23 protein-coding genes are annotated in these 20,185 nt (G+C 42.2%); 6 read left to right on the top strand and 17 right to left on the bottom strand.

Going from position 1 to position 20,185, the window contains the following annotated elements; genetic code table 11:
- Nucleotides 1-8: 8 nt before the first annotated feature.
- From AM592_RS14990 to spoIIR, 7 genes are all read right to left on the bottom strand, one after another.
- Nucleotides 9-548, bottom strand: a complete 540-nt coding sequence (locus AM592_RS14990; RefSeq protein ID WP_053604546.1) for a TIGR01440 family protein — start codon at nt 546-548, stop codon at nt 9-11.
- A gap of 12 nt (nt 549-560) precedes the next feature.
- Nucleotides 561-1,010, bottom strand: coding sequence for a ribose 5-phosphate isomerase B (gene rpiB, locus AM592_RS14995; RefSeq protein WP_053604547.1), 450 nt, complete (start codon nt 1,008-1,010; stop codon nt 561-563).
- Between the two features lie 66 nt (nt 1,011-1,076).
- A complete protein-coding gene (locus tag AM592_RS15000; protein WP_053604548.1) occupies nt 1,077-1,520 on the bottom strand; it encodes a low molecular weight protein arginine phosphatase in 444 nt (147 codons plus the stop codon).
- Nucleotides 1,521-1,644: 124 nt separating this feature from the next.
- A complete protein-coding gene (locus AM592_RS15005; RefSeq protein ID WP_053604549.1) occupies nt 1,645-2,205 on the bottom strand; it encodes a manganese efflux pump MntP in 561 nt (186 codons plus the stop codon).
- Between the two features lie 80 nt (nt 2,206-2,285).
- Nucleotides 2,286-3,329, bottom strand: coding sequence for an L-threonylcarbamoyladenylate synthase (locus tag AM592_RS15010; protein WP_053604550.1), 1,044 nt, complete (start codon nt 3,327-3,329; stop codon nt 2,286-2,288).
- Nucleotides 3,330-3,508: 179 nt separating this feature from the next.
- Nucleotides 3,509-3,961, bottom strand: a complete 453-nt coding sequence (locus AM592_RS15015) for a GNAT family N-acetyltransferase (protein WP_053604551.1) — start codon at nt 3,959-3,961, stop codon at nt 3,509-3,511.
- Between the two features lie 69 nt (nt 3,962-4,030).
- Nucleotides 4,031-4,684 (bottom strand): stage II sporulation protein R, encoded by a 654-nt coding sequence (spoIIR, locus tag AM592_RS15020; protein WP_053604552.1) that lies wholly within the window; start codon nt 4,682-4,684, stop codon nt 4,031-4,033.
- Nucleotides 4,685-5,027: 343 nt separating this feature from the next.
- On the opposite strand from spoIIR, the gene AM592_RS15025 reads away from it, so the two are divergent.
- Nucleotides 5,028-5,243 (top strand): hypothetical protein, encoded by a 216-nt coding sequence (locus AM592_RS15025; RefSeq protein ID WP_053604553.1) that lies wholly within the window; start codon nt 5,028-5,030, stop codon nt 5,241-5,243.
- Between the two features lie 179 nt (nt 5,244-5,422).
- Here AM592_RS15025 and prmC read toward each other — a convergent pair whose 3' ends face one another.
- Both prmC and prfA read right to left on the bottom strand, forming a co-directional pair.
- Entirely contained in the window at nt 5,423-6,301 is an 879-nt protein-coding gene (gene prmC, locus AM592_RS15030) for a peptide chain release factor N(5)-glutamine methyltransferase (protein ID WP_053604554.1), read from the bottom strand.
- Nucleotides 6,302-7,372, bottom strand: coding sequence for a peptide chain release factor 1 (gene prfA / locus AM592_RS15035; protein ID WP_053604555.1), 1,071 nt, complete (start codon nt 7,370-7,372; stop codon nt 6,302-6,304).
- A 161-nt stretch (nt 7,373-7,533) separates the two neighbouring features.
- On the opposite strand from prfA, the gene AM592_RS15040 reads away from it, so the two are divergent.
- Complete coding sequence (locus AM592_RS15040) at nt 7,534-7,917, top strand: VOC family protein (protein WP_053604556.1); 384 nt, start codon at nt 7,534-7,536, stop codon at nt 7,915-7,917.
- Between the two features lie 134 nt (nt 7,918-8,051).
- Entirely contained in the window at nt 8,052-8,612 is a 561-nt protein-coding gene (gene racA, locus AM592_RS15045; protein ID WP_053604557.1) for a chromosome-anchoring protein RacA, read from the top strand.
- 58 nt (nt 8,613-8,670) lie between these two features.
- Here racA and AM592_RS15050 read toward each other — a convergent pair whose 3' ends face one another.
- Nucleotides 8,671-9,618 carry an AEC family transporter gene (locus AM592_RS15050; protein ID WP_053604558.1) on the bottom strand — a complete coding sequence of 316 codons (948 nt, stop codon included), beginning with the start codon at nt 9,616-9,618 and terminating at the stop codon, nt 8,671-8,673.
- A 43-nt stretch (nt 9,619-9,661) separates the two neighbouring features.
- Nucleotides 9,662-11,359 (bottom strand): NAD-dependent malic enzyme, encoded by a 1,698-nt coding sequence (locus tag AM592_RS15055; RefSeq protein WP_053604559.1) that lies wholly within the window; start codon nt 11,357-11,359, stop codon nt 9,662-9,664.
- A 442-nt stretch (nt 11,360-11,801) separates the two neighbouring features.
- Here AM592_RS15055 and AM592_RS15060 point away from each other — a divergent pair, with 442 nt between their 5' ends.
- The 3 genes from AM592_RS15060 to AM592_RS15070 are packed head-to-tail and all read left to right on the top strand — an operon-like array spanning nt 11,802 to nt 13,961.
- On the top strand, nt 11,802-12,665 hold the full coding sequence (locus AM592_RS15060; RefSeq protein WP_211086144.1) for an alpha/beta fold hydrolase: 864 nt from the start codon (nt 11,802-11,804) through the stop codon (nt 12,663-12,665).
- A 58-nt stretch (nt 12,666-12,723) separates the two neighbouring features.
- The gene (locus tag AM592_RS15065; RefSeq protein ID WP_053604560.1) at nt 12,724-13,188 is read left to right on the top strand and encodes a DinB family protein; all 465 of its coding nucleotides are present in this window, start codon (nt 12,724-12,726) and stop codon (nt 13,186-13,188) included.
- 47 nt (nt 13,189-13,235) lie between these two features.
- The gene (locus AM592_RS15070) at nt 13,236-13,961 is read left to right on the top strand and encodes a DUF899 domain-containing protein (protein WP_053604561.1); all 726 of its coding nucleotides are present in this window, start codon (nt 13,236-13,238) and stop codon (nt 13,959-13,961) included.
- A gap of 249 nt (nt 13,962-14,210) precedes the next feature.
- On the opposite strand, the gene AM592_RS15075 is transcribed toward AM592_RS15070, so the two are convergent.
- The 6 genes from AM592_RS15075 to AM592_RS15100 form a co-directional block, all read right to left on the bottom strand.
- On the bottom strand, nt 14,211-14,762 hold the full coding sequence (locus AM592_RS15075; RefSeq protein WP_053604562.1) for a GNAT family N-acetyltransferase: 552 nt from the start codon (nt 14,760-14,762) through the stop codon (nt 14,211-14,213).
- Between the two features lie 207 nt (nt 14,763-14,969).
- Entirely contained in the window at nt 14,970-15,539 is a 570-nt protein-coding gene (locus AM592_RS15080) for a thymidine kinase (RefSeq protein ID WP_053604563.1), read from the bottom strand.
- A 233-nt stretch (nt 15,540-15,772) separates the two neighbouring features.
- Nucleotides 15,773-15,973, bottom strand: coding sequence for a 50S ribosomal protein L31 (rpmE, locus tag AM592_RS15085; protein ID WP_053604564.1), 201 nt, complete (start codon nt 15,971-15,973; stop codon nt 15,773-15,775).
- Nucleotides 15,974-16,096: 123 nt separating this feature from the next.
- Complete coding sequence (gene rho / locus AM592_RS15090) at nt 16,097-17,383, bottom strand: transcription termination factor Rho (protein WP_053604565.1); 1,287 nt, start codon at nt 17,381-17,383, stop codon at nt 16,097-16,099.
- A 414-nt stretch (nt 17,384-17,797) separates the two neighbouring features.
- Nucleotides 17,798-18,763 carry a class II fructose-bisphosphatase gene (glpX, locus tag AM592_RS15095; RefSeq protein ID WP_053604566.1) on the bottom strand — a complete coding sequence of 322 codons (966 nt, stop codon included), beginning with the start codon at nt 18,761-18,763 and terminating at the stop codon, nt 17,798-17,800.
- A 34-nt stretch (nt 18,764-18,797) separates the two neighbouring features.
- On the bottom strand, nt 18,798-20,087 hold the full coding sequence (locus AM592_RS15100) for a UDP-N-acetylglucosamine 1-carboxyvinyltransferase (protein ID WP_053604567.1): 1,290 nt from the start codon (nt 20,085-20,087) through the stop codon (nt 18,798-18,800).
- Nucleotides 20,088-20,185 lie beyond the last annotated feature (98 nt).

Consider the following 20,185-nt stretch of genomic DNA (forward strand, 5'->3'; position numbering starts at 1 on the left):
CCAGCAAATTATTTCAAATAAACGGCTCGTTCACCGCCGATTAATTTCGGACGTGTTCGCGCCACGGTGAGGTGGGCGGATCCCAGTGAACGTACAGAAAGCCGGACCGGAACCGCTACATGTTTTAAATGCATGCCGATAAAGGTATCTCCAATGTCGATCCCAGCATCTGCCTGAATGTGCTCTACAAGAACCGGCTCATCCATGTTTTGATACGCATACGCAGCCATTGAACCTCCTGCGCGTTTAACAGGTATTGCAGAAACGACAGGGAGGTTTCTTGCAGCAGCTATTTTTTCTTCAACGACGATTGCACGGTTCAAATGCTCACAGCATTGAAAAGCGACTTCAACCCCAGTTTCCTTTTTCAGTTTGGCAAGCCCTTGAAAAATAATCTCCGCAATCTCTTCACTTCCGGAAGTCCCTATATGTTCTCCAGCTATTTCACTCGTACTGCATCCAATAACAATCAGCTGATTTTCCTTTAAGCTTGTCTTCTCCTGAAATTCATTGAGGATTAAAAGCCAATCCTGCTGCAGGTTTTGCATGCTCATCATCCTTTATAGGGTAGATTTTTCATAATCTGAAATTTTTTCAATTCTTTTGGAATGACGGCCACCGAGAAATTCTGTCGTTAGCCATATTTTAGCGATTTCCCTTGCAAGCCCAGGGCCAATTACTCGTTCGCCCAAGGCTAGAACATTCGTATCATTATGCTCTCTTGTTGCTTTTGCGCTGAACGTATCATGAGCAAGCGCACAACGAACACCGTTTACCTTATTCGCAGAAATGCTCATTCCGATCCCGGTTCCGCAAATTAAAATGCCTCTGTCCACTTCACCTGAAGCGACCTTATGCGCCACCGGAAATGCATAATCGGGATAATCGACGGAGCCCGAATTGCAATCACAGCCTATGTCCAAGTAATCGATCTTCATTTCTTTCATTAAATTAATGATTTCTTCACGTATATGAATGCCTCCGTGGTCAGAAGCAATGGCAACCTTCATGATTATGCTCTCCTTCTCCTCATGCTATTCACTTTCATTTTACCCTTCACGATCGTAATTTTAAAGCTATTCCTCTATCTTGCTAATGAGCTTCATGATGAGGTCCCTCAATTCATCACGAGTGCCTTGGTAGACGGATAAAGGTCCGCCAAATGGATCGGCAATATCACCTGGTTCATTATTGACATAGCCTTTTAACGAATAGATCTTTTCTTTATATTCGGCAAATTTTTTATAAAGTATTTCCTTGTGTTGCTCTGTCATCGTCAGAACAAGATCAGCCCATTCCATATTTTCTTCTGTTAGAGGAGATGTTTTATGGTTTAATGCGATGCTTTTTTCAAATAAAGCATCCATCGCTTGAATAGATGCCCTTCCTCCTTTAACAGCGAAAATCCCGGCAGATCGAACGGACGCATCTATATTTTTTTCCTCAACAACTGACTTAAATAAAGCTTCAGCCATCGGACTCCTGCAAGTATTGCCGGTACAAACGAACAATATATTCACTCCGATCACTCCTTTAACGATATTATATAGGAAAAAGCATTAAAACGATAACAACGTTGCATCAGGTTCTCTCCTGTTTCTTTTTTATATAAGAAAAAGCAGCCAATCCTATGATTCGCTGCGTTTAGATAGGCAATAATAATTTTAATCCAAAACCAAGCAATATGGCTCCTCCAAGGGCTTCACTATATGTACCAAAATGTTCCTGAACCTTTTTACCGATCAACAGCCCAAACCATGTCAGTACCATACTAAATAAGCCAAACATCAAAATCGTTAACAGCGGCTTTGTTCCATAGATCCCCAAGCTGAGACCAACAGAAAAGCTGTCCAAGCTTACACTAATGGCAAAAAGGAGCAATCCATATCCGGTAGGAGTAACGAAGGGAGCCTCGTCTTTTTTTAGTGAGGCATAGATCATCTGAACACCTAGAATCGCAAGCAACGCTCCGCCTATATATACAGCCACTTCACCTAGAACTCCTGACAAAAAATACCCGGCAGCCATGCCAAGCAGCGGCATTATAATATGAAACAGGCCGATGACTACTCCGATTCGAAAAATTTGCTGGAGCCGCAATTTAACCATTCCCATTCCAAGACCAATTGAGAAGGCGTCCATTCCAAGCGCAAACGCCACTATACATAATGTAAGTATTTCCCCCATCAAGAAGTCAATGTTCATCCGTAACCTCCTTGGACACACCTGTAACGATAGCTTATGCATGTCCAAGAAGAGATAGAACTTACTCCCCGAGGCTAAACCTAAAGCTGGAGCATTTTATTTCCTGCTGCTTTAAGAAGCCGATTCATAATCGCTTTTCCAACCCCTTCATCCGGAAAGCTTTCGGCTAAAAGGATATCAAGCTCATCATCATCAAAGCTTCGAAGCGTATCATATAAACTATAGGCTACGGTATCCAGCTTGCTCCGGCTGCCGCATGACTTAACCGAAGAAGCATTATATACAGATTCCCGCTCCTTTGTTGTTAATATTCCTACTCTCAGACCTTCCTGCCTATACCGGTCAGCAAGCTCTTGTATTTGCTCCGGTCTTCCATCAACAATTGTTAGCGGAGCTACCGGAGCATAGTGCCTATACTTCATCCCTGGAGAGATCGGCGCCTTTCTTTCATCCGTTAACGCCTCATCCATTCGCACCGGACCTGCTACTCTCTCCAGCTCCTCTTTCGTGATTCCACCGGGTCTTAAAATCACAGGTGCTTCGCCGATACAAGAAACAACCGTTGATTCAAGCCCCACTCCAGTTGGTCCGCCATCAATAATCCCGGCAATTTTTCCATCCAGATCATTCAATACATGAACAGCCTTTGTCGGACTCGGTTTTCCTGACAAATTCGCGCTTGGAGCGGCAATCGGCAGACCGCTTTGTTTAATGATTTCCATCGCAACGGGATGACTCGGCATTCGGACTGCTACTGTATCAAGCCCGGCAGTCACCTTTGTTGATAGCTTCCCCTGCTTGCAAGGGACCACAATTGTCAGCGGACCCGGCCAAAAGCTTTTGATAAGTTCTTCTGCGTATGGTTGAATATTTTCTGTGAATCGCTCGAGATCCTCTATTTTCGAGATATGGACAATAAGCGGGTTATCACTCGGACGCCCTTTCGCTTCATATATTTTCATGACCGCTTCCGTACTCATTGCATTAGCACCGAGGCCGTAAACCGTTTCTGTCGGAAAGGCAACTACCTCATTTTTTTGCAATAGCTGCGCAGCCTGTGAAATCTGTGAATAATTTGTGGATAAATCCTTTTTTGCATCCACAGTCCATTGCATCGTTTTCATTTTATCCAAAACTCCTCTAAATCTTTTAAAATACTCCTAGTTATATAAGCATTTTCCGCAAAAATTACTGTAGAAAGTATAAGTCAAGAATAACAGAAAAACAAGTGTTGTCCACATATTGTGGATAACACTTGTTTGCCAGTGGATATGTTTGTGAATAAGATGTTGAAAAAAAACCGTTATCCACAATCCCTCATTTCTTTCACCATAAGTTCCGCTCCTTTGGATTTCAGCGCTTCTGCTGCATGCTCTGAATGGTGGATGGCTTGGGGAATGTTTTTTGTTTTTTTGAACCCCATCACATCTAAAAATTCGAACGAGGCCTGTTGGTTGGCAACCAAGTACAAGGTCCGAATCCTTTCATGGTCGCAAAGTAACTGCATGCTTTGAAAAAGCGAAACAATATGCCCCTGGTTCAGCTTGTCGGAAACAACCAATGATCGCAATATACCCCGACTATCCCCTAACTCTTCCAACCCTAAACACGCTGCAATTTTTTTATTGTTTTCTTCGAGAATAATAAATTTGCTGCCTTGAGTTCCAACCCCTTCATGCCCTACATTCGCCTCTTGTAAAAACTGAATAATTGCCTGCTCGTCCGACTTCTCCGCCACCCTCATTTGATAGTACACACTGTCACCCCTATAGTTTATCTCCTTACTTCAATTTATGAGGGTATGTGCAGGTATATGCCCGTTCATTTAAGAAAAAAGACCTTCAAACCATTCAACTAAAAAGAATTTGACCTTAGGTTCTTCTTCATCTTCTGAATTTTCCTCAGTAAGAGAGCTTAATTCTTCTTTCTCTTCAATACTCTCATTAGACTCTTCTTCTTCCGGCTCCTGGACAGCCTCTCCATTTGAAAAATCGAGAAAGCATAGAGGCGGAAACAGGACACACCACCAGTTCGCTCCCTGCCCTTCTCCGAGAGTAATTAATACCGCTTCGTAGTCGCCTGCCGGATAGACGAAGTTCCCGTAAAGCTTTGTCGGAAATGCAACTTTATTGAATTCGACCGAAATCTTTTGACTCATTCCTTCCTGATCCATCACTTGTTCTGCCACTTCTTCAAGCTCAGGAACCCTTGAGCGGATGACGTTTCTCGCTTCTTCAACAGACGTTAAATCCTGTACCCAGGATGTAATTTCGCCCTTCACTTCATCTCTGATTTTTCGCTTAAGTTCCTGATCCTCTTCAGCATCGCTGTTCGCCAATATGCGAAGCCTTATCGCTTCATCAGGAATGACTTTGGTTTCACCGCTGGTCGATTGAGCCGTTTCCTCTTTATATAAACTGGCGATCGCTCCGATTAGCAAACAGTAAATATAGATATATGCTAAAAATGATTTTTTCATTTTTTACTCACCGTTCCTCTCCCCCGATATCTATGAATAGTATGGACAGAGAAAATCCGGTTTAAACAAATAGAATCTATTATTCTTATTTTTTCTTAATACTTTCATACGAATCTCATATAAAGAAATGGATGTAAACGTGAGGAAGGTTGAAGTTATGCCTTATTAAGCAAGGCAGGGCTCCATGTTTGAAGAGGAATCAGCGCAGCCCATGTTCATGTGTATATGAAACTGACAATCCTGAAATCCGATCGTCACCTCCATACACGCGCTTTTGTTGACTGTATTTTATTGGTATAATTAATTTATATAAATGATCGTTAAAATAAAAGGAGACTGTAAAATGACCCTGATGAAAAACAAGCACGTTGCGGGAATATCCATTATTTTTGCAACAATTCTTCTTGTTTCTTCTTTATTAACTTTTTCTGCGAGTGCATTCAATAATAAAGAAATAGAGTTATTAACTACTAAATGTTACGAAACTAATGGAGAGGTAGAATTAATACTTCATAACCCTCTTACACATAGCTATTCTTTCAGCTGTAATAAAAATTAAGTCAAATAACAAAATCGCTAATGTTATTTAAAGGAAGTCCTAATTCAAGATCCTCGAGGTTGGAAATAGAGTAGAACATCTTCCAAAATCCATCAAGTAGTCTTTCAATATTTGTTTACCTGAGCTATCATTACAATTCTCCCAATGATATACGAGACCAAATAAAAGAAGAAGCGCCATCAGCTAGGCACTGCTTCCTCCTTTGCGATAACCGCATAGACTATTCGGTCTTTTCCATTGATATCTTGTTTCACCTGGACTTCCGCTTGCGGAAATGCATTCAATAAAAGCGATCGGACGGCCTCGCCCTGAGTGTGCCCGATTTCAAATACAACGATGCAGCGATCAGCCAAGACATTGGGCAATTCCTCCATGAAGCGTTTATAAAAGCCTAACCCGTCCGAACCATCAGTTAAAGCTCGTACCGGCTCATGGAGTCGGACCGTTTCAGAAAGGGTATCTAGTTCCTCCAGCGAAATATAGGGAGGGTTGGAGACAATGATATCCGCTTTCTGATTCGCTTGGACAAGCGGCTTGAGCAAATCTCCGCAAACGAATTCGACCTTGGCTCCAAGCCGTTTGGCATTTTCAGAGGCTACCTTCAAAGAAGCTTGTGCAATATCGGTGGCTGTTACGAAAAGTTCGCAGTTTTCCAATGCCATCGTAATCGCAATCGCTCCGCTTCCTGTCCCGACATCAACTGCCCGCAGTCCTTTTTCACCCGGAAAAACCGTTTCGATTTTCGACAGTGCGAACAAAACGACCTCTTCCGTTTCCGGACGTGGAATTAAGACATCTTCGTTTACGACAAATTCGCGTCCGTAAAAATATTCCTTTCCAGTTATATACTGCACTGGAATACCTTCTGCATGTCTTTTAACCATTGAGCTAAACCGATCCAGCTGCAGATTAGAAATTGAGTCATGCAGGCTTGCCAGCAGCCGGCTCCTGTCCGTGTTTAATTCATGAAGCAGCAGGATTTCTGCTGCATTTTCGTCTCTTCCTGCTTCTTTCAAACAAGAAGAAGCCCATTTAAGGGCCTCAAATACGGTGTTCATTTAGTTTTCAGCCCTTTGAAGCTTGCTTGATTGGTCTTCAACAATCAATGCATCAATAAATTCATCAAGCTTTCCTTCCATGATTTGGTCCAGCTTTTGAATCGTTAAGCCGATGCGATGATCTGTTACCCGGTTTTGCGGATAATTATAGGTGCGAATACGCTCGGAGCGGTCACCTGTACCAACCGCTGACTTTCTATTTTGGTCATATTCCGCTTGAGCTTCCTGCTGAAATTTATCATAAATTCTAGCACGAAGAACCTTCATTGCTTTTTCTTTGTTTTTGATTTGCGATTTTTCGTCCTGACAGGACACTACGACACCTGTTGGAAGGTGAGTCAATCGTACAGCTGACATCGTCGTATTTACGCTTTGGCCTCCAGGACCGCTTGATGCAAATGTATCGACACGGATATCCTTCTCATGAATATCGACCTCAACTTCCTCTGCTTCAGGAAGGCAGGCTACAGTCGCGGTAGATGTATGGATTCTTCCGCCGGATTCTGTTTCCGGAACACGCTGAACTCTGTGGGCTCCATTTTCGTACTTCATCTTTGAGTAAGCACCATTTCCGTTGATCATGAAAATAATTTCTTTGTATCCGCCGGTACCTGTGACGCTTGCTTCCATCACTTCAGTTTTCCAGCCTTGAATTTCAGCATAGCGGCTGTACATACGATACAGGTTTCCAGCAAACAACGCCGCTTCTTCTCCGCCGGCAGCGCCCCTGATTTCCATAATTACGTTTTTGTCATCGTTCGGATCTTTTGGAATGAGCAAAATTTTTAATCGCTCAGCCAATTGTTCTTCCTCAGCCTGAAGCTCTGACACTTCTTCTTTAACCATCTCACGCATGTCGGCATCCAGCTTTTCTTCGAGCATCGCCTTTGCATCTTGCAATTCTTCCGTTATCGTTCGATACCTTCTATATACTTCAACAGTTTCTTGAATATCGGATTGTTCTTTTGAATATTCTCTAAGCTTATTTGAATCGCTGATGACTTCTGGGTCACTTAACAGCTTATTTAATTCTTCATAGCGATCTTCAATTGATTTTAGCCGATCTAACACAGACTTCACCTCTGTTTTATATACGCATAACATTTTAATTATAGTACAGTGAACGCATGCCGTCAAAAGCAAATACAGTCCAATTTTCACGTTTCACAGCAAAGCGAATTTGATAAGATTAAACTGAGCGAAAAAAATCTATATAAAAGGAGTTTTTTCTTATGCTGCAAGCTATCCACCACATCGCTGTTATTTGCACTGATTATGAAAAGTCAAAATCTTTTTATACGGATATACTCGGATTCGAAATTATCGCCGAGGTCTACAGGGAAGAAAGAGATTCCTATAAGCTCGACCTTTCGCTAAATGGGGATTATGCAATCGAGCTCTTCTCCTTCCCTTCTCCACCGTCAAGGCCGTCACGTCCGGAAGCAGCCGGTCTTCGCCATCTGGCATTCAAGGTCGACAACATTCATCAAGCAGTTGAACACTTGAACAAAAAAGGCATTCAAACCGAACCGATTCGGATTGATCCCTATACAGAAAAAGCTTTTACCTTCTTTAGCGATCCAGACGGGCTTCCCCTTGAGCTTTATGAAGGCTGATCACAAGAATCGACATTTGGCTCGTATCTAATTGAAGCAGCACTTTCTTTGCCGAATTACTTCTTGTTTTGTCTAACAGAAAGGATACTCTCTTTAGCAAGTAGAATACCTTCTGAAAAAGGGAGGTATGGAAAATGAACACAACTGTCGTCGCAAGTGAACTCGGGGTTTCTACAAAAACGGTACAGCGGTGGGTTAAACAGCTCGATTTCCCTGCATCTCGGAACGAATATGGCCATTATGAATTTACCAATGAAGATGTTGAGGCGCTAAAAAAAATTAAAGACCAATTAAAAAACGGCGCATCCATGCATGAAGTTGCCAGTAAAAGCGAAAACCACAAAAAGGCTTTTGTTTGGACAGAAAGAACGGGATTTGACCATGGACAGAAGGAATACATCATTGCTTTAGAACAAAAGCTTGAGAACCTCAGCCAAAGAGCCAATGCGGAAATGGAGCATATGGGGAAAATCATCTCCAATCTTGAAAAAAAGCTGACCCAAAAAGCCGATGATGTTGTTTCCTATCAGCTCCTGCAGCATCGAAGAGAACTCGAAGACCTTCAATCAAAGCTTGTTGATATGGAGGAACAGCTGCAAAAATCGAATGAGAAGCTAGCTGCCACTGAAATGGCCGCTTCTATCGAGAATCAAAAACCAAAAAAACGGCTGAAATCCTTATTCTCGTTTTCATAATGATCGAATATAAATGAGAAAAAGAACCCTTATCACACGATAAAGGTTCTTTCTTTCGTTATACAAGAAGTGAAATAAGTATGGGCAATGTAATTAATGACAGGATTGCACTAATCACAAAAGCTGATGCTGTTTCGGCTTCTTGGCTTTTAAACTGAGTAGAAATCATGACTGCAACTGCTGAACCCGGAAAGGCTACGAGCAGAACTGACTTCGTTACTTCATCTGCCGTAAGTCCTATAAGCAAAGCAATACCAAATGTAAATATCGGCTGTACAACTGTTTTTAAGAAAGCAATGCTAAATGCCGGAAAGCTAAATTTTATTTTCTTAATTCCCACTGTAACCCCTACCGCAAACAACGCGACTCCAGAAGTGGTGGTGCCGATCATATCCAGCATATTTCCGATCAGATCAGGAGCTTTAAATCCCAGAAATACCAGCAATGTGCCAAGAAGAGGCGCCCACGCAAGCGGAACTGATAAACCATGTAAAATCGCTTTTAGGGTCACCTTTCCAAGCCCTTCGGTACGATCAGCGGCTTTTTCTCCTATCGTGCCAATTATAATTGATAAAGGATCAAGCAAAGCATTAACAACGATTCCCGTAATGGCAATCGGAATGGCCACCTCACCTGCTCCATATAAGCTTCCTAATACAGAAATCCCCATAAACGCAAAAGTTGGCTGGGCTGAGTTTAGCGAGAACATGGACGCTCCAGTCAATTGATATGAAAATACGTAACGAACGACCAATAATACGATAATGTAAAAACCGATGATCCCCAAAACCAGCGTTACCATCAGAGGGATCTCCGCTTTGAATTCGTCCTTTGGTGTCGCAAGCGTACTTGCTAAAAAGTGTGCAGGAAGTGCATATTTTGTAACAAAAGAACTGATTCCTTTTGAAGATTTCCCATCATATCCGCCATAACGGCCCGCAAACCATCCCAAGAGGATAACAAAAAATATAGGTGCTAAAAGGATAAGTATGGAAAAAAAGTTCATCGTTATCCCTCCTGTAGACTAACTTAAATTTTCTATATTAATATTAATTTCCAATGATAGACCGGTACGCCGGCTCCCACATCGCAGCTTTAACTGTTTCTTCTATATTTTCAGGGACGACTCTTGCTATTCCTTCATCGACCGCAGCCTTAACAACATCAACGGCGACTTGAATCGATACTTTTTGCAATTCATCAACCTTCGGAAGCAATCCGGCTTCATTGCTCTCTGTATTTGTCATATTCGCCACCGCATTTGCTGCAGCTGCAAACATCGCATCACTCATCACTTGTGCTTTGGAAACGATCGTTCCGAGGCCAAGTCCAGGAAAAACAAACGCATTATTTGACTGTCCGATTTCGTATGTTACGCCTTTGTATTCAACTGGATCGAAAGGACTTCCAGTGGCAATCAATGCTTTTCCGTCGGTCCATTCAAGCAAATTACTTGGAACCGCTTCGGCAAGATTCGTCGGATTCGACATAGGAAGAATGATCGGATGTTCCGTGTGAGCAGCCATTTCTTTGACAATTTCTTCAGAAAATGCTCCAGCCACTCCAGATGTACCAATTAGAATCGTTGGTTTCACTTGTTTGATCACTTCATAAAGAGAGATCTCGCCTTTTTCATTCTTTGCCCATGATTCAACTTCATCTTTTGCACGCAAATACGGCTTTTGAAAATCACGTATATCTTCCATTCCTTCAATAAGAAGGCCGCGATAATCAACTGCCCAGAATTTTTTCTCCGCTTCTTCTTTTGTTATGCCATCAAGCGATATCGCATCACGGATCTGATCTGCAATTCCGATGCCCGCAGACCCAGGGCCAAAAATAACAACTCGCTGGTCTTTCAAGCTGGTATTTAATTTCTTAACCGCAGATAATACCGCAGCAAGTGTGACAGCTCCGGTTCCTTGGATATCATCATTAAATGTTGGCAATTTATGATTGTATTTCTTCATAATATTACGCGCATTAAAGTTGCCGAAATCCTCCCAATGTAAAAGAGCTGATGGGAAAAATTTAGTGGCTGCTTTCACGTAGGCATCAATAAACTCATCATATTTTTCTCCGGTCTCTCGCGGATGCTTGTTTCCGATATAAAGCGGATCGTTCACTAATTTTTGATTGTTTGTTCCTACATCAAGAACAACAGGGATTACTCGGCCGGGATCGATTCCAGCTGCAGCTGTATAGACCGCCAGCTTTCCTACCGCAATATTAATACCGCCTACTCCCCAATCTCCGATACCTAAAATACTTTCTGAATCCGTCGTCACGATCAGATCGATATCACCGGCAGTCGCGTGTAAATTTTCAAATGCCTTTTCAATTCCGTCTATGTCATCTATTGAAAGATAAATACCGTGCGGACGGCGATATTCATGGCTGTATTCCTGGATCGCTTCACCGACGGTCGGCGTATAGACAACAGGAAGCATTTCTTTCAGGTGATTTTTAAGCAGTTTATAGAACAAAACTTCATTTCTATTTTGCAAATCGTTTAAGTACACATTTTGGCGAAGCCGGTCAGGCTGTGTAGAAAATTGCTCATAAGCCCGTTCAACCTGCTGTTCGAGTGTAAGCACTTTAGGAGGCAGCAGACCTTCAAGTCCTAGCTCTTCACGTTCTTCCAACGTAAATGCCACACCTTTATTTAACCTCGGAATTGATAATACGTCTTTACCTCGTAGAGCAGTTTTATAGTACCCTTCCTTTGTTTTTACGATGTTGTTCATTATTAACTCCTTTCTTCGAAATCGGCAAGCGCCTAAATGAATCCGATTACAACCTTTATTTACATGCAGGATAATTCTTGTCCATTGTATGCCTGCCTTTAGCATAAAACAATATTATTTAATTAGATTAATTATTCATCAAATTACTCAATTTTTTTAGTTAAAAAAAACATACATTAGAATCAGATGTTTAGTAAAAATGGCAGATTTTCATGACAGAAAGATTAGTTCTAAAAGCAATATATAGTAATAAGGACCTGAATACGTTTTTGCATGTTAAGAATATTTTGTCCTTAAATTTATGAAAAAGTACATCAATCTTTTAAGTCCATAAACAGCAATCGAGAAGAAATTCTAAACTTGTAAATATAGTAAACTTACAATATGAACAGTAGATTAAATGACTAAAAATTCCGGCAGCTAAACTAAGGAGGAGAATTCAGTGACAAAAAACCACGAAAAGATGGTCCAAGCAAATGGGGTGGAACTTTGTGCCGAGACATTCGGAAGTCCTAAAGACCCGGCGATTCTACTTATCAGCGGCGCCCCGTTGTCCTGCTCAATGCACTGGTGGGACAACGATTTCTGCGAGCGCCTCGCGGAAAGCTCCCGTTTCGTTATTCGCTACGATCTCCGCGACTTCGGGCGATCAGTCAACTACGAGCCGGGGGATCCCCGGTACAGCCTCCGTGATTTGGCAGCAGATGCTGTAGGCCTGCTTGACCATTTTGGTCTGGCCAAAGCCCATTTCGTAGGTTTTGCAATAGGCGGATGGATCAGCCAGCTTGCAACACTTGATTATCCCGATCGGGTTGCATCACTCACCTTGATCTCAACAAGACCTACTGCTCACGGAGCCAATGACCCCGACCTTCCGGAACACTCGAATAAGTTCATGGCAAAGCTCAGGGGAATGGCGGATCCCGACTGGTCTAATCGATCTGAAGTAATCGATTACATTGTCAATTTTGGACATGCTCTTTCCAATTCACAGTTCTTCGACAAAACAACCAAACATAGTCTCGCAGATCGCATCTTTGACCGTACCGTCAATATTGCGTCGAGCATGAAAAACCCGCCTTTGATTAAAAAGGGGGATCGTTGGAGGGAGCGACTCGGAGAGGTGACTGCCCCGACTCTTGTGGTTCACGGTACGGAGGATCCCTTTTTTCCCTATGGCAACGCACTCGCCCTTGAGAAGGAGATTCCAGGTGCCAAATTAATTACTTTAGAACAGATTGGACACGAGCTGCCAAAAACAGTCTGGGATATTGTCATTCCAGCGATTTTACAGCACACAGATTGACAATCAAAGAAGAAAATGACGCACTAGGAGAACGACAGAGGAAAAGGAGAGATAGAACATGAACCATCTATTGTTCAAACAATTTGAAATGACAAGAGGTTGGTTGATTGAAGCAGCAGAATCAGTCTCGCAGGAAAAAGCAAAAGTGCAGCCAGACGGTTTTAACAACACGATTCAATGGCATATCGGGCATGTATTAACCGTTACAGACCAATTAATGTTCGGTATCTCCGACAATACCATCCATCTTCCAGCACACTATGTCGAATTATTTGCCACTGGTACTCAGCCAACTGATTGGAAAGCGGAAGCACCCAGTTTAGACGAGCTAATCACAAAGTTGAAGGATCAGCCGGTTCACCTTCAACAGCTTCCTTCTGAGCGATTAAATGATGCATTCGAAACACCTTTTCTCGGACATAAAACGTTTGGAGAAATAACAGGTTTTGTGATCGTTCATGAGGCGATTCATATAGGGAAAATTGAAGAGATGAAGCGTGTCATTGAACACTCTGGATTATAGAACTTACAAAAGCAAATTTTTAAGAAACAGAAAGGAGCAGGATCTATATGAAAAATAATGAAAAAATTGCTCAACAGCCGAAAATTGTGTCACAGGAAGAATGGCATGATGCTCTCGAAAAGCTGCATGTCAAGGAGAAGGAACTCACCCATGAATTGCACGCGTTGGCCGCAGAACGCCGCAGGCTTCCAATGGTCCAGAACGACAAGGATTACATCTTCGAGGGCCCGGACGGCACAAAGAGCTTGCTTGAACTATTCGAAGGACGACGCCAACTCATCGTCTACCACTATATGTTCGACCCAAGCTGGGACAAGGGTTGCGTTGGCTGTTCAATGCTGGTCGACGGAATCGGCCATCTTGCTCATTTGTACGCCCGCGACACCTCCTTGGTCCTCGTTTCCCGTGCGCCGCTGTCCAAGATTGAGCCGTTCAAGGCGCGCATGGGCTGGACCGTACCGTGGTTCTCCTCGTTTGGCAGCGACTTTAACTATGATTTCGAGAAAACTACAGATAATGGCGAGGTGCCGGGTTTGAGCGTTTTTCTCCGTGATGGCGACAGCATCTTCCGTACCTACTATACCTTAGACGGCACCGAATGGCTGAACCCTAACTTCCAATACCTCGATCTGACAGCACTCGGCCGGCAGGAGGGTTGGGAAGATTCACCTGAGGGATGGCCGCAAACCCCGCCCTATAAATGGTGGCGCCTCCACGATGAATATGATCACTCAAAAAGCTCGGACTCCTGTTGCAATTCCGATAGAGAATAAATTATAAGCGCTCAATCACAGTAACATCGTATAATAAAATATTGCTTTATGATTATGTCTCCCCTTACCGTCTTAAGCAAGCTTAAGACGGTTTTCGTTGTGCGTATTCCCTTTTTCTTTTATGTAAAATCTACCCTTGCACTCGAAAACAGAACCGAAATGAATTGTAAATCATGGAATATCCCAATATTGCTTGTTTATTATTTGCTAGATAATTGATGCGAATTAGGAGTTGTTCCTTTATAAGAACTATAATCCTATCGGGTTAATAATTCCACAATATATTAGATCTTCATATCGATTTTCTTTCTTCACATGGTCAATTAATATCCCTTCTTTTTTCATGCCTAATTTTTGCAAAACTCTCCCTGAAGCAGGATTTGAATCAAAGTAACGAGCAAATACTTTATGGTATTGCTTTTCATCAAATGCAAATTGTAATATAGCTTGCGCTGCCTCTGTAGCATATCCATTTCCCCAAAAATCTTCACCAATCCAATAGGCTATTTCACCATTATTAAATTTTTGGTTATTAGATAGCGCTATAGCTCCATATAATTCTCCACTTTCCTTATCCGTTATAGCAAATTCATATAATTTATTTGCATTAAAATTACCAAGATGATGTTCAATCCACGAAAAAGCATCCTCTATAGAGTATGGATAAGGTAGATACAATGTATTTTTATAAAGGTTATAATTATTACAAAGTTTAGTAACAGCTCCTGCATCAGATTTTTGAAACAGTCTTAGTATCAGCCGTTTAGTGGTAATTGTTTTATTTTGATTATCATATATCATAAGAAATCCTCCCTATATCAGGGGTTATTTTCATCAATCTTTATTTTCAATAATCGAACTTTGTTTTAAATGATTAACCTTTAATTGAACTCAAATTAAATATAAAAAATTTATTACAATCAACGGATTCTATTTATCGGGTTAATGCTCTCGAAATCGACGGTGTTTTCGAAAAAAAACACCTGAAAAAAGCTTCAGATGGCTTGATTATAATGGCGGATTAGCATGGCATTTGCGGCATACAGGGTAATAGGATTCATGCCCTCCGATTTGGATTTGGTCACCGGTGTATACAGGCTTTCCATTATCAACCCGTAAATTCATAATAGCCTTTCGTTCGCAAAACCAGCAAATGGTTTTCATTTCTTCAATCTTGTCCGCGTATAGTAATAAATACTTGCTTCCTTCGAACAGTTCATTTTGAAAATCATTTTTTAAACCAAAGCCCATCACAGGGATATTTAGTTCATCTACAATTTTCGCCAATTCCAACACATGTTCTTTTCTAAGAAATTGCACCTCATCTACGAGTACGCAATGCGGCTTTGGCTCGTATTCCTGGACGATATTATAAATATTGGTCTCGTCAAAAATCGGGATCGCTTCTCTACTAAATCCGATCCGGCTAGAGACGTAACCGATCTTGTCTCTTGTATCGATTCCGGATGTAAAAATTAATACGGTTTTATTTTGCTCTTCATAATTATGTGCTACTTTTAATATTTCGATCGATTTTCCGCTGTTCATTGCCCCGTATTTAAAAAATAACTGTGCCATATATTACTCCTTGCAATTCTTTTTTGGTTCCATATTCATTATAAATGGAATCATAGAGGTAATAAAACAAAAGAATGAATATCCCCCTATATATTCTCCTATTTTTCCCATTTCATAGCACTATTTTATGAAAAACGAGGATAAGATTAAAAGGACAGGGCTTGATCCTTATAAGGTCTAACGACAAAAAAAGCAGGCAAGAACAATGCTTGCCTACTTTTAATATCCAAAAATTACTTAAGTCCGTATTTTTTATTGAAACGATCAACGCGACCATCAGCAGAAGCAAATTTTTGACGGCCAGTATAGAATGGATGGCATTCAGAACAAACCTCAACGCGCACCTCGTTTTTTACTGAACCTGTTTCAAATTCGTTTCCACAAGCACATTTCACAGTCGCTCTATTGAAATTAGGATGGATTCCCGTTTTCATAGATAGTCATCTCCTTCCGCCCTGAATCCTTTCCGGAAACAGAGTTACTTTTCCAAAATCAATATCATTCGGAAAGCACATAAAGTCATCTTATCAGAATCAGAAGATAATTTCAATACATTATTATCTTCTTGTAGCAGGAGTCATATTTGCCTGCTTCCACTCTTGAGTCAACAAATCGTAAAATTCCTGATTGGTTTTGGTTTTCTTTATTTTCCTCATAAATTTCTCGGCAAAATCCGGAGAATCGGACATCGTTTTCCGTAAAGCCCAAAGGCGGTCAAGATGCTCTTTCGGCACAAGAAGTTCTTCTTTTCGAGTACCAGATCTTCTGATGTCGATTGCCGGGAATATTCTTCTTTCCGCTAGAGCACGATCCAAATGAAGCTCCATATTTCCCGTTCCCTTAAATTCTTCATAAATCACATCATCCATACGTGAACCCGTATCGACTAAAGCTGTAGCTAGAATGGTTAAGCTGCCGCCTTCTTCGATATTTCTCGCAGCTCCAAAAAAGCGTTTTGGTCTGTGGAAGGCCGCGGGGTCAATCCCTCCGGAAAGAGTTCTGCCGCTCGGAGGAATGACGAGATTATATGCACGGGCAAGCCGGGTAATGCTGTCCATTAGGATGATAACGTCCTTTTTATGCTCCACAAGCCTCATGGCGCGCTCTAAAACAAGCTCTGCCACTTTAATATGGTTTTCCGGAACCTCATCAAAGGTAGAGCTTACGACATCACCATCGACGGAACGCTCAATATCCGTTACCTCCTCAGGTCTCTCATCAATTAACAGAACAATAAGCTCAGCTTCCGGCTGATTGGTTGTTATGCTGTTTGCAATTTCTTTTAGCAACATCGTTTTTCCGGCTTTTGGCGGAGCAACAATCAGTCCGCGCTGCCCAAAACCAACAGGAGAAATAATGTCCATTATTCTCGTTGACAGCCCATGAGGCTTCGTCTCCAGATTCATTTGTCTATCTGGATATAGAGGGGTCAGAGCCGGGAAGTGAACACGTTCTTTCGCAGTTTCAGGATCATCGCCATTGACAGCTTCCACGTGAAGCAAACCGTAGTACCGTTCATTTTCTTTCGGCGGACGTACTTTTCCGGAGACCTTGTCCCCATTTCTTAAGTCAAAACGACGGATTTGCGAAGCAGAAATGTAGATATCCTCTGAGCTTGGTGAATAGTTAATCGGGCGGAGGAAACCGAAGCCTTCTGATTGGATAATTTCCAGTACGCCTTCCATAAAGAGCAAGTCTTCCTGCTCTGCATTTGCCTTTAGGATAGCAAAAATCAGTTCTTTTTTTGTCAGTTTGCTGTAATAGGAGATTTTATAATGTCTCGCCAATTCATACAGCTCTTTTAATTTCATATTTTCTAAAGTTGAAATAGATACAACTTTCATAAGAACACCACACTTTTCTAATCATAATGTGTACGCTTTCTACTTTCATAAACCATTTGCATTATTGAAATATATCACAAGATAAATCAGCTTCTTCTTACATTACACGTCTGTCCTTAAAGGGATTAAGGCAATAGGATTTAAATACTGAGTGTATAGACTGAAGGGAATGAAAAATTCCGGGCTGGTTCATGTGAAGACATAAAAGTTTTGCGGCAGGGAAAATAGATTTGCCCTGACTAAAAAGAAGCAGGATACGCAGAAAATAGCAGTACCTCTTAGTTTTACCCTATTTTAAAAGAATATTCAAGCGTAATTCCTTTTTGACATCAAAATGATAGAGATGTCTTTTGCTTGTTAAAAGAAAAAGCAGGATGGTCCCGCTTTTTCTTTTGATGAAGAAAATCCTTTCGATTATGGACGAATTACGAGGTTGGGTTTTTTCTTCAGGCTGTGCTGGCCGTCTACAAAACGGACGGTACCTGATTTTGCACGCATAACTACACTGTGAGTTGTTCCAACGCTTCCTTTAAATTGCACACCTTTAAGCAGCTCTCCGTCAGTAACGCCGGTTCCTGCAAAAATGGCGTCATCACCTTTAACCAGGTCTTCCATCCGAAGGACTCTGTTAACATCGATGCCCATTGCTGCACATCTTTTTAGTTCTTCCTCGCTTTGCGGCAGGAGCTTGCCTTGAATTTCTCCTCCGAGAGCCTTTAAGGCAACGGCTGACAATACTCCTTCAGGCGCTCCGCCAGAGCCAAACAAGATGTCAACGCCGGTATGGTCAAAAGCGGTGTTAATGGCGCCAGCGACATCACCGTCGTTGATCAGCTTTATTCTGGCGCCGGCCTCTCTAAGCTCAGAAATAATCTTTTCATGACGCTCACGATATAAAATCGTTGCTACGACATCTTCAATATCCTTATTTTTTGCTTTCGCAACTGCCTTTAAATTATCAATCACAGGCGCTTCAATATCAATGAGACCTACGGCTTCCGGACCTACAGCAATCTTATCCATATACATATCCGGTGCATTCAGCAGATTTCCATGGTCAGCAACGGCAATTACCGCAAGGGCATTCCAGCCGCCGCTGGCAACAATATTGGTCCCTTCAAGAGGGTCTACCGCTACATCCAGACGGGGGCCGTACCCGTTTCCAAGCTTTTCCCCGATATAAAGCATTGGCGCCTCGTCCATTTCCCCTTCGCCAATAACGACTGTCCCTTTCATTGGAATGGTATCAAATACATCTCTCATTGCACTTGTTGCTGCATCATCAGCTTCATCTTTTTTTCCGCGCCCCATCCATCTCGCAGAAGCTAAAGCAGCAGCTTCCGTCACACGTACCAATTCCATTGATAAACTTCTCTCCATTGTTATCGTTCCCCTTTGTTTGCTTTTTTTGATGCTACGAATTTTGCAGCTGTTCTATTTCCTCTTGAGAAAGTTTCTCTCTCCAAACGGCAGCGCCAAGTCTGGTCAGCTTCTCCTCCAAATTGCTGTAGCCTCTGTCGATATGCTCAAGGCCAGTGATTTCGGTTACGCCGTCTGCGATAAGGCCTGCGACAACAAGGCACGCTCCGGCCCTGAGGTCGCTTGCCTTTACCTTTGCACTTTGCAAGCTCTTTGTGCCGGTAATGATTGCTGATCTACCTTCCACTTTGATGTCGGAGCCCATTCTCCTTAACTCGTCAACATGCTTAAAACGTGCGGAGTAGACGGTATCCGTGACGACGCTTGTGCCTCTGGCCTTTGTGAGCAGAGCCGTCATCGGCTGTTGAAGGTCAGTCGGAAAGCCCGGATAAACGAGTGTCTTTATATCGACAGGCTTGATTTCCTTTTGCCCTCCAATTACCAGGACCTGATCATTGCTCGTCTCGATTCGAATCCCCATTTCACGAATCTTGGCAATGAGTGATTCCAAGTGTGTTGGAATCACATTATCAATGAGAACCTCTTTGCCCATCGCTGCGCCGGCAATCATAAAAGTACCCGCTTCAATCCTATCAGGAATAATCGCGTGTCGGCAGCCATGAAGAGATTTTACTCCCTCAATCCTTATGACGTCTGTCCCGGCACCTTTAATTTTTGCTCCCATATTCGCTAAAAGTGTTGCAACATCAATAATTTCAGGCTCTTTTGCTGCGTTTTCAATGATCGTTTTTCCTTCTGCCATGACAGCTGCAAGCATGATATTAATCGTTGCACCTACACTGACGACATCGAGATAAATCCGGGCCCCTACCAGCTTCTCGGCTCTTAGATAGATCGCCCCTTGCTCATTGGTGACTTCTGCACCGAGTGCTTCAAAGCCCTTAATGTGCTGATCGATCGGACGAGGTCCAAGATGGCAGCCTCCAGGAAGACCAATGACGGCTTTTTTGAACCGCCCTAGCATCGCTCCCATTAAGTAATAGGATGCCCGCAGTTTTTTTACTTTTCCATTTGGCAACGGCATACTAATCATCGGAGTTGGGTCTACGACCATTTCTCCTTTTTCCAAATGGACATTTCCTCCTATTTCCCGAAGCAAATCACGCAAAATGAAAATATCGGAAATTTTCGGAAGACCTTCAATGGTGACTGTTGAATCCGCTAGAATCGTTGCAGGAATAAGGGCAACAGCGCTATTTTTCGCTCCGCTTATATGGACAGACCCTCTTAAAGGCTCGCCCCCTGCAATGTTTAACTTTTCCATAATCGTCTCCCTTTCTGAAGAGGTCACTTTTTAAAGAGTAGAATTTCTTGCAAGAATTCAAAGGCGTACTAGTCGAAGTATAGAAATCCCGCCTTTAG

The sequence above is a fragment of the Bacillus gobiensis genome (genome assembly GCF_001278705.1).
Lineage (GTDB): Bacteria > Bacillota > Bacilli > Bacillales > Bacillaceae > Bacillus > Bacillus gobiensis.

What these genes read in the sequence shown, in the direction of transcription:
- rpiB (WP_053604547.1), bottom strand. Translation starts at nt 1,010, where the DNA reads ATGAAGGTTGCCATTGCTTCTGACCACGGAGGCATTCATATACGTGAA.
- AM592_RS15080 (WP_053604563.1), bottom strand. Translation starts at nt 15,539, where the DNA reads ATGGCACAGTTATTTTTTAAATACGGGGCAATGAACAGCGGAAAATCG.
- racA (WP_053604557.1), top strand. Translation starts at nt 8,052, where the DNA reads ATGAACACAACTGTCGTCGCAAGTGAACTCGGGGTTTCTACAAAAACG.
- AM592_RS15055 (WP_053604559.1), bottom strand. Translation starts at nt 11,359, where the DNA reads ATGAACAACATCGTAAAAACAAAGGAAGGGTACTATAAAACTGCTCTA.
- AM592_RS15100 (WP_053604567.1), bottom strand. Translation starts at nt 20,087, where the DNA reads ATGGAAAAGTTAAACATTGCAGGGGGCGAGCCTTTAAGAGGGTCTGTC.
- spoIIR (WP_053604552.1), bottom strand. Translation starts at nt 4,684, where the DNA reads ATGAAAAAATCATTTTTAGCATATATCTATATTTACTGTTTGCTAATC.
- AM592_RS15050 (WP_053604558.1), bottom strand. Translation starts at nt 9,618, where the DNA reads ATGAACTTTTTTTCCATACTTATCCTTTTAGCACCTATATTTTTTGTT.
- AM592_RS15010 (WP_053604550.1), bottom strand. Translation starts at nt 3,329, where the DNA reads ATGAAAACGATGCAATGGACTGTGGATGCAAAAAAGGATTTATCCACA.
- rpmE (WP_053604564.1), bottom strand. Translation starts at nt 15,973, where the DNA reads ATGAAAACGGGAATCCATCCTAATTTCAATAGAGCGACTGTGAAATGT.
- rho (WP_053604565.1), bottom strand. Translation starts at nt 17,383, where the DNA reads ATGAAAGTTGTATCTATTTCAACTTTAGAAAATATGAAATTAAAAGAG.
- AM592_RS15070 (WP_053604561.1), top strand. Translation starts at nt 13,236, where the DNA reads ATGAAAAATAATGAAAAAATTGCTCAACAGCCGAAAATTGTGTCACAG.
- glpX (WP_053604566.1), bottom strand. Translation starts at nt 18,763, where the DNA reads ATGGAGAGAAGTTTATCAATGGAATTGGTACGTGTGACGGAAGCTGCT.
- AM592_RS15005 (WP_053604549.1), bottom strand. Translation starts at nt 2,205, where the DNA reads ATGAACATTGACTTCTTGATGGGGGAAATACTTACATTATGTATAGTG.
- AM592_RS15025 (WP_053604553.1), top strand. Translation starts at nt 5,028, where the DNA reads ATGACCCTGATGAAAAACAAGCACGTTGCGGGAATATCCATTATTTTT.
- AM592_RS15040 (WP_053604556.1), top strand. Translation starts at nt 7,534, where the DNA reads ATGCTGCAAGCTATCCACCACATCGCTGTTATTTGCACTGATTATGAA.
- AM592_RS15065 (WP_053604560.1), top strand. Translation starts at nt 12,724, where the DNA reads ATGAACCATCTATTGTTCAAACAATTTGAAATGACAAGAGGTTGGTTG.
- prmC (WP_053604554.1), bottom strand. Translation starts at nt 6,301, where the DNA reads ATGAACACCGTATTTGAGGCCCTTAAATGGGCTTCTTCTTGTTTGAAA.
- AM592_RS15075 (WP_053604562.1), bottom strand. Translation starts at nt 14,762, where the DNA reads ATGATATATGATAATCAAAATAAAACAATTACCACTAAACGGCTGATA.
- AM592_RS14990 (WP_053604546.1), bottom strand. Translation starts at nt 548, where the DNA reads ATGCAAAACCTGCAGCAGGATTGGCTTTTAATCCTCAATGAATTTCAG.